General features: G+C 63.7%; 13 protein-coding genes. 8 read left to right on the top strand and 5 right to left on the bottom strand.

Annotated elements, in window-relative coordinates; all coding sequences use genetic code 11:
• Positions 1 to 40 precede the first annotated feature (40 nt).
• From serC to DOM56_RS19240, 3 genes are all read right to left on the bottom strand, one after another.
• The gene (serC, locus tag DOM56_RS19250; RefSeq protein WP_110710565.1) at positions 41 to 1,123 is read right to left on the bottom strand and encodes a 3-phosphoserine/phosphohydroxythreonine transaminase; all 1,083 of its coding nucleotides are present in this window, start codon (positions 1,121 to 1,123) and stop codon (positions 41 to 43) included.
• Between the two features lie 130 nt (positions 1,124 to 1,253).
• Entirely contained in the window at positions 1,254 to 4,016 is a 2,763-nt protein-coding gene (gene gyrA / locus DOM56_RS19245; protein ID WP_110710564.1) for a DNA gyrase subunit A, read from the bottom strand.
• Positions 4,017 to 4,177: 161 nt separating this feature from the next.
• Entirely contained in the window at positions 4,178 to 4,609 is a 432-nt protein-coding gene (locus DOM56_RS19240; protein WP_110602860.1) for a thioesterase family protein, read from the bottom strand.
• A gap of 198 nt (positions 4,610 to 4,807) precedes the next feature.
• On the opposite strand from DOM56_RS19240, the gene DOM56_RS19235 reads away from it, so the two are divergent.
• Together DOM56_RS19235 and DOM56_RS19230 are read left to right on the top strand one after the other, a co-directional pair.
• Positions 4,808 to 5,734: a recombination-associated protein RdgC gene (locus DOM56_RS19235; RefSeq protein WP_110710563.1), complete on the top strand. Its 927-nt coding sequence runs from the start codon at positions 4,808 to 4,810 to the stop codon at positions 5,732 to 5,734.
• Positions 5,735 to 5,781: 47 nt separating this feature from the next.
• Positions 5,782 to 6,972: a 1-acyl-sn-glycerol-3-phosphate acyltransferase gene (locus DOM56_RS19230; protein WP_110710610.1), complete on the top strand. Its 1,191-nt coding sequence runs from the start codon at positions 5,782 to 5,784 to the stop codon at positions 6,970 to 6,972.
• A gap of 252 nt (positions 6,973 to 7,224) precedes the next feature.
• Here DOM56_RS19230 and DOM56_RS19225 read toward each other — a convergent pair whose 3' ends face one another.
• Complete coding sequence (locus DOM56_RS19225; RefSeq protein WP_232822369.1) at positions 7,225 to 8,676, bottom strand: TrkH family potassium uptake protein; 1,452 nt, start codon at positions 8,674 to 8,676, stop codon at positions 7,225 to 7,227.
• A 355-nt stretch (positions 8,677 to 9,031) separates the two neighbouring features.
• Here DOM56_RS19225 and DOM56_RS19220 point away from each other — a divergent pair, with 355 nt between their 5' ends.
• Positions 9,032 to 9,316 (top strand): hypothetical protein, encoded by a 285-nt coding sequence (locus DOM56_RS19220; protein WP_110710562.1) that lies wholly within the window; start codon positions 9,032 to 9,034, stop codon positions 9,314 to 9,316.
• Between the two features lie 66 nt (positions 9,317 to 9,382).
• On the opposite strand, the gene DOM56_RS19215 is transcribed toward DOM56_RS19220, so the two are convergent.
• The gene (locus DOM56_RS19215) at positions 9,383 to 9,892 is read right to left on the bottom strand and encodes a prepilin-type N-terminal cleavage/methylation domain-containing protein (RefSeq protein WP_198655846.1); all 510 of its coding nucleotides are present in this window, start codon (positions 9,890 to 9,892) and stop codon (positions 9,383 to 9,385) included.
• A gap of 368 nt (positions 9,893 to 10,260) precedes the next feature.
• Between DOM56_RS19215 and pilB the strand changes: the two genes are divergently transcribed.
• From pilB to yacG, 5 genes are all read left to right on the top strand, one after another.
• Positions 10,261 to 11,988, top strand: coding sequence for a type IV-A pilus assembly ATPase PilB (gene pilB / locus DOM56_RS19210; RefSeq protein ID WP_110710561.1), 1,728 nt, complete (start codon positions 10,261 to 10,263; stop codon positions 11,986 to 11,988).
• A gap of 41 nt (positions 11,989 to 12,029) precedes the next feature.
• Entirely contained in the window at positions 12,030 to 13,283 is a 1,254-nt protein-coding gene (locus tag DOM56_RS19205; protein ID WP_110710560.1) for a type II secretion system F family protein, read from the top strand.
• Between the two features lie 162 nt (positions 13,284 to 13,445).
• Complete coding sequence (locus DOM56_RS19200) at positions 13,446 to 14,306, top strand: A24 family peptidase (protein ID WP_232822368.1); 861 nt, start codon at positions 13,446 to 13,448, stop codon at positions 14,304 to 14,306.
• Positions 14,307 to 14,344: 38 nt separating this feature from the next.
• A complete protein-coding gene (gene coaE, locus DOM56_RS19195) occupies positions 14,345 to 14,953 on the top strand; it encodes a dephospho-CoA kinase (protein ID WP_110710606.1) in 609 nt (202 codons plus the stop codon).
• Between the two features lie 56 nt (positions 14,954 to 15,009).
• Entirely contained in the window at positions 15,010 to 15,255 is a 246-nt protein-coding gene (gene yacG, locus DOM56_RS19190) for a DNA gyrase inhibitor YacG (RefSeq protein WP_110602871.1), read from the top strand.
• Positions 15,256 to 15,327 lie beyond the last annotated feature (72 nt).

Raw genomic sequence — 15,327 nt, 5'->3', positions numbered from 1 at the left:
GATGACTGTAGGGTGATGTCGTTGGGTGAAGCTCCGCTGATCAACCACGGCGGCGCTCGAAATCCCGCATGAAAGTGATCAGCGCCTGAACGTCGGCCTCGCTGACGGCATTGTAGAGGCTGGCCCGCATGCCGCCGACGCTGCGATGCCCCTTGAGATTCAGCAGCCCTTCCGACTCCGCCTCCTCGAGGAACGTCGAATTCAGCGATTCGTCGGCCAGGGTGAATGGCACGTTCATGATCGAGCGGTTGGTCGGATCGATGGGATTGGCGTAGAAATCGCTGGCGTCGATCGCCGCGTAGAGCGACTCGCACTTGCGCCGGTTGATCGCCTCCATCTCGGCTAGACCGCCAACGTCCTGCTTGAGCCACTGAAACACCAGGCCAGCCAGATACCAGGCATAGGTCGGTGGCGTGTTGATCATGGAGTCGTTGTCGGCATACACCTTCCAGCCCAGCAGCGAAGGCGTCTGCGGCAGGGCGCGCTCCAGCAGATCATCGCGGACGATGACGACGGTGATCCCGGCGGGTCCGATGTTCTTCTGGGCCCCGGCGTAGATGACGCCATACCGGCTCACGTCAAGCGGCGCGGAGAGGATCGACGATGACATGTCGCAGACCAGCGGCACGTCCACCTCAGGCACGTAATCGTAGGCCAGGCCACCGATGGTCTCGTTGTGGCAGTAATGCAGGTAGGCGGCATCGGCCGACAGCGCGATCTCGTCCGGGCGCGGCACATGGACGTAGCCATTACCCTGCGTCGAGCCCGCAATGTGTGCGCTGGCGAGATGATTCGCCTCCTTGATCGCCTTGGCGGACCAGATCCCGGTATCCAGGTAGTTCGGGGTGCCGCCCGGCCCCAGCAGGTTGAGCGGCACGCAGGCAAACTGCAGGGTGGCGCCACCCTGCATGAACAGCACGCGGTAGTTGTCGGGAATCGCCAGCAGGTCGCGCAGATCCCGCTCGGCCTGGGCCGCGATCGCCTCGAACGTCGGGCTGCGGTGGCTCATCTCCATCACCGAGAGACCCTGCCCTCGGTAGTCGAGCATCTCCTCGCGAGCGCGCTCCAAAACGGCGGTCGGCATCGCCGCCGGACCCGCACAGAAATTATGCAGACGTCTCATTGCCTGGGTTCCTGGATCTGAATCATTGCCAACCACGGTGACTGCCCTGAACGGCCATCATCGACGAACGACCACCGCGGAGAACGTTGCTGTCGACCGCGCCGGCCCGGTAGGCCGGCGCGGTCCTTGCTCACTCGTCTTCCGACCTGGCGTCGCCCGCTTGGTCGCCGGGAGCGTCATCGGCCTTGCCGTCAACATTCGACTCGGCGTCGGAATCGACGTTGCCGTTGTCGTCGCCGCCCGCTTCAGCCAGCTCATCCTCGGCCAGTTCGTCCTCTTGGGGTTCGTCGACACGCACCGTCTTGACCAGGCGCTCGTCGTCACCCGTGCGGATCAGCGTCACGCCCTGGGTGTTGCGCGAACTGATCGAGACTTCGGCGACCCGGGTACGGACCAGCGTGCCGCGATCGGTGATCAGCATCATCTCGTCGCTCGAGCGCACCTGCATCGCCGCCACCAGCGAGCCGTTGCGCGCCGTGGTCTGCATCGCGATCACGCCCTGGCCGCCGCGCCCACGAATCGGGAACTCCTCGAGCCGGGTGCGCTTGCCGTAGCCGTTCTCCGATGCGGTCAGAATGTAGATCTGCTCGTCGTTGCCATTGCTGCCGTCGTTCTCGGCATCGGCCTGATTGTCGGCTTCGGCATCCGCGTTGGCATCGATGGTCTGGCTCTGAGGGATGATCAGACTGATCACCTCGGCGCCATCGAGCAGACGCATGCCGCGAACGCCGCGCGCGGTACGCCCCATGGCGCGGACATTGCTCTCCTCGAAGCGGATCGCCTTGCCGTTGGACGACAGCAGCATGACGTGATCCGACCCGGAGGTGATCGCGGCGCCGACGAGGCGATCGCCCTCGTCGATATCGATGGCGATCAGCCCCACGCTGCGCGGCCGCGAGAACTGATCCAGCGAGGTTCGCTTGACCGTGCCACTGGCGGTGGCGAAGAAGATGTAGCTGTCAGGGTTGTAGTCCCGCACCGGCAGAATGGCGTTGATCGACTCGCCGGCATCCAACGGCAGCAGGTTGACCAGCGGCTTGCCTCGCGAGCCGCGGCTGGCGTTGGGCATTTCGTAGGTCTTGAGCCAGTAGACCTTGCCGCGGTTGGAGAACAGCAGCATGGTGTCGTGGGTCGAGGCGACCACCAGATGCTCGATGACGTCTTCATCTTTCATGCTGGTCGCCGACTTGCCGCGCCCGCCCCGCTTCTGCGCCTGGTAGTCGGTAATCGGCTGGGTCTTGGCATAGCCGCCACGGGAGAGCGTGACCACCATGTCCTCCTCGGCGATCAGATCCTCCATGGAGAGGTCGAGACGACTGGTGTGAATCTCCGTCTTGCGCTCGTTGCCGTACTGGTCGCGGATCGCTTCCAGCTCTTCGCGGATGACCTCGAGCAGGCGATCCGGCGAGGCCAGAATATGGTTGAGCTCAGCGATCTTCTCGAGAATGCTCAGGTATTCGTCGAGCAGCTTCTCGGTCTCGAGCCCGGTCAGACGATGCAGACGCAACTCGAGGATCGCCTGGGCCTGGGCCGGAGACAGCCGGTACATGGCGCTGTCGTCGGACAGCCCGTAGCCCTCCTCGAGATCCTCCGGCTTGCACGAGGTCGCCCCGGCACGCTCGAGCATGCCGGTAACCTGGCCCGGCTGCCAGTCGCGAGCGAGCAGCTTGTCCTTGGCTTCGGCGGCATTGGGCGACGCCTTGATCAGCTCGATCACTTCATCGATGTTGGAGATCGCGACCGTCAGGCCTTCGAGCAGATGGCCACGTTCGCGGGCCTTGCGGAGTTCGTACAGCGTGCGACGAGTAACGACCTCGCGCCGGTGACGGACGAAGGCCTCGAGCAGTTGCTTGAGGTTGAGCGTCTTGGGCTGACCGTCGTCCAGCGCAACGATGTTGATCCCGAAAACGTTCTCGAGCTGGGTGTGCGCGAACAGGTTGTTGACGACGACATCGCCCGATTCGCCACGCTTGATCTCGATGACCACGCGCAACCCTTCCTTGTCGGACTCGTCACGCAGCTCGGCGATGCCCTCGACCCGCTTCTCCTTGACCAGCTCGGCGATCTTCTCGATCAGCCGCGCCTTGTTGACCTGGTAAGGCAGCTCGGTGATGACGATATGGTCGCGACCGCTCTTCTTGTCGAACTCGACGGTATGCTTGGCCCGCACGTAGATGCGGCCGCGGCCGGTGCGATACGCCTCGAGAATGCCGGCACGGCCGTTGATGATGCCGGCGGTGGGGAAATCGGGGCCGGGGATGTACTCCATCAGGTCGTCGACCGTCAGGGTGTAGTCGTCGATCAGGGCCAGGCAGCCGTTGATCACTTCCACCATGTTGTGCGGCGGGATGTTCGTCGCCATGCCGACCGCGATACCCGATGCACCGTTGATCAGCAGGTTCGGCACCTTGGTCGGCAGCACTTCGGGAATCCGTTCGGTGCCGTCGTAGTTGTCGACCCAATCGACGGTGTCCTTCTCGAGATCCGCCAGCAGCTCGTGGGAGAGGCGCGACATGCGCACTTCGGTGTAACGCATCGCCGCGGCGTTGTCGCCATCGATGGAGCCGAAGTTGCCCTGGCCGTCGACCAGCACATGGCGCATCGAGAAGTGCTGCGCCATTCGCACGATGGTGTCGTAGACCGCACTGTCGCCGTGGGGGTGATATTTACCGATCACGTCGCCGACCACACGCGCCGACTTCTTGTATGGCTTGTTCCAGTCATTGCCGAGTTCGTGCATCGCGTAGAGCACGCGACGGTGGACCGGCTTCAAGCCATCGCGGACGTCGGGAAGCGCGCGCCCGATAATGACGCTCATCGCATAGTCCAGGTAGGACTGCTTGAGCTCATCCTCGATGTTGACTGGCAGAATTTCTCTGGCGATATCACCCATGGGTCGTCAAATCCTTTGCACCGCTGCCACGACCGGCGTCCGGCCGTGGCAGCGTTAATAAAGCCCCGGCAAGGCGGCCAAGTCACTTGGCCGCACAATCACGAGATCATACCATTTCAGGGGCTTTAAAGGCAGGCGTTGACGTGCTTTGACCGGCTTTTCTACTTCCCTTCGGGTACATCGACCACCAACGGTCCCAATCGCTCTGCCCACGCTCCCTCCATCGGGACCACCTGGCCGCTCTGCTGGTCGAGCAGCACGAATGTCAGCGTGGCGGCCGCCACCAGCTCACCGCTGCCGAGGTGCGTTATCCGATGCCCGACGACGCCGCTGCGCCCACCGATGCGAGTCAGGCAGGTCTCGACCTTGAGGTCGTCGTTCATGACGGCGGCGCGGCGGTAGTCGATATTGAGATTGACCGCGACCAGCGCCACGCCCCGGGCCAACCCGTCGGCGAATTCGGGATGGGCATCGACGTAGGCCCAGCGCCCCTCTTCGAGAAACTCGAGATAGCGGGCATGATTGACGTGACCGTAGCCGTCGAGATGAAAGCCCCGGACGCGAACCTCAGTTACCGTGATACGTGAATCCATGCAAACCTCCGTGATGACGGTTGTAGACGCCGCGGCGGCAAGGCGGCACCTACGTCCGTTCAGTTGCCGATCGTCTGTCGCTCGCAGCCCAAAACATACGCCCGTTTGAAACAGTCGCGCAAACATCAACGATCAACCTCGGTGGTAACACCAGGGTCGTTTCGACATAATATGCCTCCTTTCAAACGGAGCGGGCGCATGTGGTTCAAGCACTGTCATCTGTATCGCTGCCATGACGTCGAGGTTCTCTCCCTGGAGGATCTGGAAACCGCACTGGCAGAATTCGCGTTTCGCCCCGTCTCGCCGCGCGAGGCGCGCCGGGTTGGCTGGAGTGCACCAGCGGGCCGTCGCAGCGATCAGCGCGCCCACGAGGTTCAGGGACATCGACTGCTGTCGATGCTGCGCCAGGAGCGCCTGCTGCCAGCGGCTGTGGTCAATGATGAGGTCACCGAACGCAGCGAGGCGCGCGAGCAGGCCGAAGGCCAGCCGCTATCGCGTCGTGAGCGACAGTTGCTCAAGGAACAGGTGATGGAGGAGCTGCTGCCCCAGGCATTCACCCGTACCCAGCGCATCGAATTGTGGTGGGACACCCGCAAGCGCCTGATCGGCATCAACGCTTCCAGCCGCAAGCGCGCCGAGGAGGTGCTGGACCTGCTGCGCCAGACGCTCGGCTCGTTGAAGGTGACGCCATTGGCAACGAAGACGCCGCCGTCTCGCGGCATGACCCAGTGGTTGAGCGATCCCGCCAGCCGCCCCGCCAGCCTGATGCTCGGCGACCAGGTGGAGCTGCGCGCGGCCGAAGACGAAGGCGTCCTGCGCGCGCGCCAGGTCGACCTCGACAGCGAGGAGATCCAGTCGTTGCTGGAGAACGGACGACAGGCCAGCCAGCTCAGCCTCGGCAGCGAGGGTCAGCTTCGTGCCATGTTGCACGACGATCTGGCGCTCAAGTCTCTCAAGTTCGACGATGCCCTGCTGGACGAAGCCAGCCAGAGTGACGACGGTGAAGACCCGATCGTCTCCCTGGAAACCGACTTCGCGCTGATGTCGCAGACGCTGGCGACTTTCGTCGACCAACTGATCGAATGGCTGGGCGGCGAAGCCGATCCGGCAGCACCGACGCCATGACGCTTCATCCCGATACCCTCAAGAACACCGACCCCGGCAGTAGCGGCATGATCGTGAATCCACACAGTGCCGAGGCGGCGATCGATCTCGACCGGTTCGCCGACATTCGTCCCTATCACGACGAAGAGGTCGAGGCCGTGCTGGCCCGCCTCGCCCACGACAGCGAGCTACTGGACGCGATCACCCGCTACCGCTTGCCGCGGCTGGCACGCTTCGCCCCGCCGCTGGCGCGCATGCTCGCCAGCTTCCGGCTGCAGCGCGAGATGCGTGGCGTGACCACCGTGCGTGACTTCCAGTTGCGCATCGCCGACTACATGGCCCACATGATCAGTCGCACGACCCAGGGCTTCGATGTCGAGGGCCTGGAGCGGCTGGATCCGGATCAGGCCTACCTGTTCATCGGCAACCACCGGGACATCGCCCTCGATCCGGCCTTCGTCAACTACGCGCTCTACCTCGCGGGCCACGACACCGTGCGCATCGCCATCGGCGACAACCTGCTGCAGAAACCCTTCGTCACCGACCTGATGCGGCTCAACAAGAGCTTCATCGTGCCGCGCTCGATCAAGGGCAAACGGGCGATGCTGGCGGCCTACCAGTCGCTCTCGGGCTACATTCGCCACTCGATCACCGACGACAATCACTCGGTGTGGCTGGCCCAGCGCGAAGGGCGGGCCAAGGACGGCGTCGATCGAACCGATAGCGCCATCGTCAAGATGCTCTGCATGGCACGCCGCCTGGATGAAGGCGATAGCGATATCGGCAACGCGGTACGCGAACTCAAGATCGTCCCCGTGTCGATCAGCTACGAGTACGACCCCTGCGCGATCAACAAGGCTCGCGAGTTGCAGGCCAAGGAGACCGACGGCACCTACCGGAAGGTGGAGTTCGAGGACATCTTCTCCATCGTCTCCGGCATTACCGGCAACAAGGGCCGGGTCAAGCTGGTGTTCGGGACGCCGCTAGCGGCCGACTTTGGCACCGCCGACGAGGTAGCCGACGAGATCGACCGTCAGGTGCTGGAGAACTATCCGACCTTCCCCAGCCACCAGCTCGCCCTGGCGGAGACCGGGGCAGCCCCGGAACTGGTGGATTTGACCGGCGTGACGCCCGGCGATCGCGAGCAGTTCCGCAACCAGCTCGCAGCCGTCCCCGAGCCGCTGCGGCGCTGGTGGCTGTTGCAGTACGCCAATCCGATCCTGAATCGAGCCGGCAAGGCCCAGCGCCACGACGCCTGAGACGCCGGCGCCAGGATCACCTCGTCCCGGCCTCGGCCGGGACCCCCCTTCTCTAATGGCTCCCCTCTGCCGAGGGCGGCGTCTGGACCCCAAGCGGGCTCATGGGCGACGCTCTCTCGCGACCGCACTGCCTCCTGACGGGCGCCGCTCGGCTGCCTTTGCCCGACCGGTATCGCTGCTGCCAGCCACTGCCATGAACGCGGTCGTCTCGCCTCGACCGACCAAGGCAGCCGGTGACACCCCGACCCACCGCTACTTGCGCCAGAAGAAGGGCGTCATCAGCACCAGCACGGTGAGGATCTCGAGGCGCCCCATCAGCATGCCAAGGGACAGCAACCATTTGGCGGCGTCCGGCAGCGAGGCAAAGTTGCCGGCGGGGCCAATGGTGTTCCCCAGTCCCGGCCCGACGTTAGCCAGGGCGGTGGCCGCGCCGGTAATCGCGGTCACCATGTCGAGCCCCAACGCGGCCAGTGCCAGCGCCAGCACCGCCACGGTGAGAAAGAAGAAGAACGAGAAGGCAATGACCGCCCGCACCACCTCGTCGTTGAGCGGCCGGCCGTTATAGCGCTGGGCGAACACGCCACTGGGATGCACCAGATAGCGCAACTGGTTGGCGAGCAGCAATCCCCCAATCTGGAACCGGAAGATCTTCATGCCGCCGCTGGTCGAGCCGCTGCAACCGCCGACGAAGGTGATGAAGAAGAACGTAGTGACGGCCAGCGGTCCCCACTGGGTGTAGTCGGCGCTGGCGTAGCCGGTGGTCGTCACCACCGAGATCACGTTGAAGGCGACATCCGTCAGCGCCTGAAAAGGCGCATCCGAGAAGGCCAGGACCCGGTAGAGTGTCAGCGTTGCGATCACCACGAACAGCAGCCCGACGAGCCCCCGCACCTGCTGGTCCTGCCACAGCGCACCGCGACTGTCGCGCAGCAGCCGGATATAGAGCACGAACGGCAATGCCCCGCCCAGCATGAACAGACAGCCCAGCCACAGAATCAGCGGTCGATCGTGATAGATGCCGAACGAGGCGTCGTAGTTGGCGAAGCCACCGGTGGAGACCGAACTCATGGCATGGACGATGGCATCCAGCGTGCCCATGCCCGCCAGCCGATAGCTCAGGATCGCCGCCAGCGTGAGGCCGAGATAGATGACCGTGGATGCCTTGGCGATGCCGCCGGCCCGGGGCAGCACCTTGTCCGACCAGTCGGACGACTCGGTCTGGAACAGGCGCATACCGCCGACCTTCAGGAACGGCAGAATCGCGATCGCCATCACGATGATCCCGATCCCGCCCAGCCACTGCATCAATCCGCGCCACAGCTTGAGACCGTCGGAGAGGTTATCGATGCCGGAGAGCACGGTGGAGCCGGTGGTGGTAATGGCGGAGACCGACTCGAAAACCGCGTCGGTGAACGACAGCTGCGGTGCCCCCAGCACCAGTGGCAGACTGGCGAAGGCGCTGATCACCGCCCAGCTCGAGGTGGTCAGGATGAACATGTGACGCGTCTTCAACTCGACCGCCGTCCGCCACGTCCATGCCAGCAGCGAACCCGAGACCACCGCGACGACCGCCATCGACTTGAGAAATGCCCATAGATCGGGATCGTTCTCCAGCCCCAGCAGGATCACCGGCGGCACCATGAACAGCGCCAAAACGATCAACAGCAGCGCCAGAATCTTGAAAATCGGCTTGGCGTCTCGCAAGACTTCCTCCCGGTTCCGTCCACTCGAGTCCGATCCCTCCGCCCGCAGGGGACTCCCCCGTCGCGGCGAATAAATCGCAGCGATGATAGGCCATCACGCGGCGCAAGACACGGCCTTGCCCGCTTTTCTCATTGTCGGCACGGCTCTGTTCCGCCCGCATCGCGGCGTGAAGAAACGCCGCCGGTGAAGAGCGCCCGACCAGCGTGACTACTGCCCCTCCCTGCAGCAAGCCCCGCAGCCTCTGGCGATGCGGCGAGATATGCTATGGTGGCGCCATCAGAACGCCTGGGCACGGAGGCTTGGCGATACGCCGACCCCGACACCGCCCGCGCCGCCCACCACAGGAGAGTCGTCCATGAGTTCCGCCTCGGAAATGCAGAAAAACCGCGTCATCCAGGAGTTGCGCGCCTTCATCAAGAAGCTGCTGCAGGAGCCCGGCATCCTCGAGAACTCGCTGACCATCGCCAAGCGTCACTCTGATGGCAGCAATGATCCCAAAGCCTGGGCGACCATCGCCAACGAGATTTCGGACACCACCAGCGTGCACATTCCGGAAGACCCGAGCGAGCACTCGGAGGCGGACCGGCTGTTTCTGGAGGTATTGCGGGAGGTCGTGGGGGAGGAGAAGGCGCTTTACTGAAGCGATAAGTTTTAAGCTGGAAGAAGTAAGAAAAGAAAGGCCGGCGGATGCCGGCCTTTAATTAGTTTAAGGTGTGTCGGCGCCGCCACCGGCAGGGGTAGCTTCACTGCAATTTGAAGCAAATGCCTGAGGTACCGTAGTGGAGCATGACCAACCCCAACCATTGGTCCCGTCTTCGTAAGTATAAGTTACCTGATTTGCCCCAGCTGCTGTCAATGAAGGACTAGCCTCAACACCGGTTCCTTCACCAAACTGATAAGTCAAAGTTGCTACCGGGCCAGTACTTATTGCATTCGTATCAGTTGAAATAATTGCACCATACTGGCCCTGAGTGTTGATACCGAGATTATCAGGAATCGCTGTGGTAGCACCTTGATCAACTTTCTCCTGCAGCGCTACACGTGCACCACCCAATAAAGTGTGTGATTCAGCGAATTGAGAACGAGCAATATAGTTCTGATACTGCGGGATCGCGATGGCGGCGAGGATGCCGATGATCGCGACGACGATCATGAGTTCGATCAGGGTGAAGCCGCCCTGCCGGCGAATTGGTGTTTTCGGGTTCTGCTGCATCATGGTTCCCTGCTCTTGCCAATGTTGAGCCGGTAGGATTGGCGCCATCAGCGTCGCCCACCGGACGTCCCCTTGCCTTGCGTACCGCGCACTCGTCGGTCTCCAGCCCCCGACCCGTCATGGTCGCTCGCGGCTGTCAGCCGCCACACACACGACGACACGCAAAGTTACTCTTAGTGACACTTCAATCGGCTTATCGGCAGATCGCGAAGGATACTTAAAGAAAAATGGCTTCAAGCCGATAGCACGGTCATCCCGGCCATGATTTTCCTCGTCATGGCCCTGCGTCGCCGGTCGTCGTCGCTCGCTCAACCTCCCTCCTTGAGCGGTCGATTCCGCTGCTCACATCGTCATCCAAGGGGTGCCTTTTCATGCCGGACGCCATACCCTCCCGCGCGCAAAGCGGGCTCGCCCAGCGCTTCATCGAGCAGGGGTTGATCAGCGCCGAGGCTTGCGAGCAGGCGTTCCGCGAGGCCGACGAGAGGCAATTGACGCTGCTGGAGTTCCTGGTGAGGGAAGGCCGGATCGACGCCCGCCAGGCCAGCGTGCTGGCGGCTCGCGAGTACGGCTTGCCGTTCCTGGACCTGAAGCAGATCGACTGGGATCAGCTCCCGGCCATCGAACCGGTGGCCGACAAGGTCATTCGTCGCTTCCAGGTGCTGCCGCTGGCCCGCGACCACCGGCGGCTGACCGTGGCGATCGCGTTTCCCTCCACCTTGGCCAGCCTGGATGAGCTGCAGTTCACCACCGGGCTGGCGATCGAGGGCGTGCTGGTGCCGTTCGATCAGTTGGAACGGGCGTTGGCCAAGCGCTATCAGAACCATGAGACCTCCGGAATGCTGGAGGCGCTTGGGGAAGCCAGCGAGGCTTTGACACTGGATACCAGCGAAGCGGATCTGGAAAACGAGGCCGCCGCCTTCGACAAGGGCGGCGACGACGATGAGCCGGTGGTCCGTTTCGTCAACAAGATCCTGCGCGACGCCATCCATCGCGGCGCATCCGACATTCACTTCGAACCCTACGAGTCCAGCTATCGGATCCGCTTTCGAGTCGATGGCATGCTGGTCGAGATCGCGCGCCCGCCGCTCAACCTGCGCACCCGCCTGGCTGCGAGGCTCAAGGTGATGGCACGCCTGGATATCTCCGAACGCCGCCTGCCCCAGGACGGCGCGATGAAGATCCGGCTAGATGCCAAGCGTGCCATGGACTTCCGCGTCAATACGCTGCCCACCGTTTTCGGCGAGAAGATCGTGCTGCGTCTGCTGGATGCCGAGACCGCCAGCTTCGGCATCGACGCGCTGGGCTTCGCTCCCGATCAGCGTCGGCTGTTCGAGGCCGCGCTGGCTGAGCCCCAGGGCATGATCCTGGTCACCGGCCCCACCGGTAGCGGTAAGACGGTGACGCTCTACACCGGTATCAATCTGCTCAATACCGAGGAGCGCAATATCTCGACCGCGGAAGACCCGGTGGAGCTCAAGGTTCCCGGCGTCAACCAGGTCAACGTGCAGCCGCGTATCGGTCTCGACTTCGCCAGCGCCCTTCGCGCCTTCCTGCGCCAGGACCCGGACGTGGTGATGGTCGGCGAGATTCGCGACTTGGAGACCGCCGAGATCGCGGTCAAGGCGGCCCAGACCGGCCACTTGGTGCTCTCGACCCTGCACACCAACTCGGCCGCCGAGACGCTGACCCGCCTGCGCAACATGGGCGTCGCCAGCTTCAATATCGCCAGTTCGGTATCGCTGATCATTGCCCAGCGCCTGGCGCGACGGCTATGCCCGCGCTGCAAGACGCCGGCGGAGATCCCCGCCGAAGTGCTGCACCGGGAAGGCGTCCCAGTCGAGCGGCTGGCAGGCGCCACCCTCTACCGCGCGGTGGGGTGCGACCACTGCACGCTGGGCTACAAGGGTCGGATCGGTCTCTACGAGGTCGTGCCGGTCAGCGAGGCGATGAGCCAGATGATCATGGCGGACAGCCATGCCCTCGAACTGGCCCGCGCGGCACGGGATGCCGGTCATGCGGGACTGCGCCAGAGCGGACTCGACAAGGTTCTCCAGGGCCTGACCAGCCTCGAGGAGATCAACCGCGTAACGACGGACTAAAGGCACCGACTGACGCCCGACTTACCAGACAGGAAGCGATCATGGCGACGACCCTCAAGTCAGCCAAGGCAGTGAAAGCCCCCAAGGCGCCGCGGCGGGTGGTGATGCACCGCTGGAAGTGGCGCGGCAAGAACCTGCGCGGGGAGACCGTAGCCGGTGAACTCATTGCCTCCGATATCGACGAGGTCCGCAAGGAGCTGACGCGCCAGAGGATCATCGTCAAGCGCATCACCCGCAAGACGGGAATGTTCGGATTGGGGCGAATCAAGGCGCGCGACATCACGCTTTTTTCTCGTCAATTGGCGACCATGATCCGGGCCGGCGTGCCGCTGCTCCAGGGCTGCAAGGTTGTCGCCGAGACGCTCAAGAATCCCGCGATGCGCAACCTGGTGGAGACGCTGGCCAACGATATCAGCGCCGGTTCAAGTTTCTCGGAGGCCCTGGCCAAGCATCCCTCCCGCTTCGATCGCATGTTCGTCAACATGGTCGCCGCCGGCGAGCAGTCGGGTTCCCTGGACAAGATGCTCGAGCGCGTGGCCAGTTATCGCGAGAAGATCGAGACGCTCAAGGGCCGGGTCAAGAAGGCGCTCTACTACCCGACCGCGGTGGTCCTGGTCGGCATCGGCGTCACCGCGCTGCTGCTGGTGAAGGTCGTGCCGCAGTTCGAGAGCCTGTTCCAGGGCTTCGGCGCCGAGCTCCCGGCATTCACCCAATTCACCGTACACCTGTCCCAACTGACCCAGGCTTACTGGTGGCAGGCCATTCTCACCGCAACAGCGATCTTTCTCGGCCTGCGCCAGGCCATGAAGCGTTCCCCCGCCTTCGCCTATCGCGCCCATCAACTGGTGCTCAAGCTGCCGGTGCTCGGCAACATCGTCGACAAGGGATCGATCGCCCGCTTCTCGCGGACCCTGGCCACCACGTTCAATGCCGGCATTCCGCTGGTGGAAGCGCTGGAGACCGCCGCCGGGGCCACCGGGAACCGCGTTCACCAGCGCGCCATCGCCAGTATCCGCGAAGACGTGGGCACAGGGCAGCAGCTCAACTTCGCCATGCGTCGCACCCGAATTTTCCCCATTATGGCGGTCCAGATGGTGAGCATCGGCGAGGAAGCCGGCGAGTTGGACACCATGCTCGACAAGGTGGCGGAGTTCTACGAGGAAGAGGTCGACAACCAGGTCGACGCGCTGACCTCGCTGCTGGAGCCCTTCATCCTGGTGGTATTGGGGACGATGGTGGGAGGGCTGGTCGTGTCGATGTATTTGCCCATTTTCCAGATGGGCTCAGCCATTTAGGTACGAACGGGCTGCGCTCGACCAGCCGTTGTTGAAAGCGCGCTCGCGATCCTCATTGACGACCACGTAATCCATCAAACGAATCCTCATGACCAAAGCGGTCAGCGAATGGTTACGTTACCCTGAGCGCTGACCCTTTAGCCGACATTTGTGGAGTCTCCGTTGTCCGATCTTCCCCCGCTGTTTACCTGGCCATTGGCGTTCGTGTTCGGCGCGGTGCTGGGCAGCTTCCTGAACGTGGTCATCGTGCGCCTGCCGGTCATGCTGATGCGGCGCTGGCGCGCGGAAGCGCTGGCGGCACTGGAGCAACCCGCGGAGGCCAGCCCGCGCTACAATCTGGCGACGCCAAGATCGCACTGTCCCGGCTGTGGGCACTTCATTGCCTGGCACGACAATCTGCCGCTGATCGGCTGGCTCAAGCGCCGGGGCCGTTGCGCGGCATGCGGCACATCGATCAGCGTGCAGTATCCACTGATCGAGCTGGCCTCGGCGATGCTGGCGGTGACGGCCATCGGGATACACGGGGTCAGTTGGCAGAGCCTGTGGCTGGTCGGCGCCTGCCTGACGCTGTTGGCTGGGGCTGTCATCGACTGGCGAACCCAGCTGCTGCCGGATGTCCTGACCCTGCCGCTGCTCTGGGCTGGCCTGCTCTATCAATGGCTGTTCGCGCCATGGATGCTGGAGAGCGCCGTACTGGGCGCCATCGCCGGCTATCTCTCGCTGTGGTCGGTCTATTGGCTATTCAAGCTGATCACCGGCAAGGAGGGCATGGGTTATGGCGACTTCAAGCTGATGGCCGCCCTCGGTGCCTGGCTCGGCTGGCAAAGCCTGCCGCTGCTGCTGCTGCTCTCGGCCGGAGTCGGCGCGGTCGCCGGCGTGACATTGATCGCCACTCAGCGACAAGAGCGGAACCAGGCAATGCCCTTCGGTCCCTATATCGCGCTCGCCGGGTGGATCGTGCTGCTGGTGGGCGAACCGCTGCTGGCGGCCTACCGCAACCTGTTGCTGGGAAGCTGGGGGTGACCATGACGGTCAACGCGCAGGAGACCATTCACGAAACCATGGTGGTGGGGCTCACCGGCGGAATCGGCTCCGGCAAGAGTGCCGTCGCCGACGCCTTCGGCGCCCTCGGCATCGGCTGGATAGACGCCGATCACGTTGCCCGTGAGGTCGTGATGCCTGGCGAGCCCGCGCTGGCGGCCATCGTCGAACGCTACGGCGACACCATCCTCCAGCCGAATGGCACCCTCGATCGCCGCGCGCTGCGCAGCCGGATCTTCGACGATGCAGCCGAACGCCGCTGGCTGGAGGGGGAGACTCACCCGCGCATCCGTCAACGGCTGCTGACCCACCTGGCGCGGCTGCGCGCTGCCGGCGCGCCCTACTGCCTGCTGGTGTCGCCGCTACTGATCGAATCGAGCCAGCATGAACTGGTCGACCGGATTCTGGTCGTGGACGTTCCCAGGGAGATTCAGATCGAGCGCACCTTGGCACGGGATGGCGTCGACCGGCGTCAGGTGGAGTCCATCCTGTCCGCCCAAAGCTCCCGGGAGCGCCGCCTTGCAGCGGCCGACGACGTCATCGACAATGGCAGTACTCGACGACATTTGCTCGATCAGGTCGCTCGGCTGGATGCCAAGTACCGTCAGTTGCACGCTCCAGCGGAATGATGGTGCTCCGGCGCCCAGGCCTTCGACACGTTAGCCACCGACACGATATCTCCCCCATGACTCGATCCAACGATCCAAGCAACGACAACGTCGCCGGCAAGGGGCTGACCGTCCCCTGCCCCCAGTGCCAGCAACCGGTTGCCTGGACGACCGACAACGCCTACCGGCCATTCTGCTCCAAGCGCTGCAAGCTGATCGATCTGGGTGCCTGGGCGGATGGTTCTCACCGCATTCCGGGCGAACCGCACATGGATGAAACCGAACTCGACGAGCTCATCGACCGGCTCGAACGTGGCGAGTAGCCGGCCCGCGCGTTGAGCGCCGACGCTCGCCATAGGGTCATTCCTGTGGCCATAAACGAGGACGCCGCACCC

Origin of the sequence: Salinicola sp. CR57, assembly GCF_003206585.1 — a bacterium.
GTDB classification, from domain to species: Bacteria; Pseudomonadota; Gammaproteobacteria; order Pseudomonadales; family Halomonadaceae; genus Salinicola; species Salinicola lusitanus.
This window is presented reverse-complemented; position numbering and strand designations above follow the sequence as displayed.

Bases quoted from the DNA above. Each gene is read 5' to 3' on its own strand.
- pilB (WP_110710561.1), top strand. From the start codon at position 10,261: ATGCCGGACGCCATACCCTCCCGCGCGCAAAGCGGGCTCGCCCAGCGC.
- gyrA (WP_110710564.1), bottom strand. From the start codon at position 4,016: ATGGGTGATATCGCCAGAGAAATTCTGCCAGTCAACATCGAGGATGAG.
- DOM56_RS19215 (WP_198655846.1), bottom strand. From the start codon at position 9,892: ATGATGCAGCAGAACCCGAAAACACCAATTCGCCGGCAGGGCGGCTTC.
- DOM56_RS19220 (WP_110710562.1), top strand. From the start codon at position 9,032: ATGAGTTCCGCCTCGGAAATGCAGAAAAACCGCGTCATCCAGGAGTTG.
- serC (WP_110710565.1), bottom strand. From the start codon at position 1,123: ATGAGACGTCTGCATAATTTCTGTGCGGGTCCGGCGGCGATGCCGACC.
- DOM56_RS19235 (WP_110710563.1), top strand. From the start codon at position 4,808: ATGTGGTTCAAGCACTGTCATCTGTATCGCTGCCATGACGTCGAGGTT.
- DOM56_RS19230 (WP_110710610.1), top strand. From the start codon at position 5,782: ATGATCGTGAATCCACACAGTGCCGAGGCGGCGATCGATCTCGACCGG.
- yacG (WP_110602871.1), top strand. From the start codon at position 15,010: ATGACTCGATCCAACGATCCAAGCAACGACAACGTCGCCGGCAAGGGG.
- coaE (WP_110710606.1), top strand. From the start codon at position 14,345: ATGGTGGTGGGGCTCACCGGCGGAATCGGCTCCGGCAAGAGTGCCGTC.
- DOM56_RS19240 (WP_110602860.1), bottom strand. From the start codon at position 4,609: ATGGATTCACGTATCACGGTAACTGAGGTTCGCGTCCGGGGCTTTCAT.
- DOM56_RS19205 (WP_110710560.1), top strand. From the start codon at position 12,030: ATGGCGACGACCCTCAAGTCAGCCAAGGCAGTGAAAGCCCCCAAGGCG.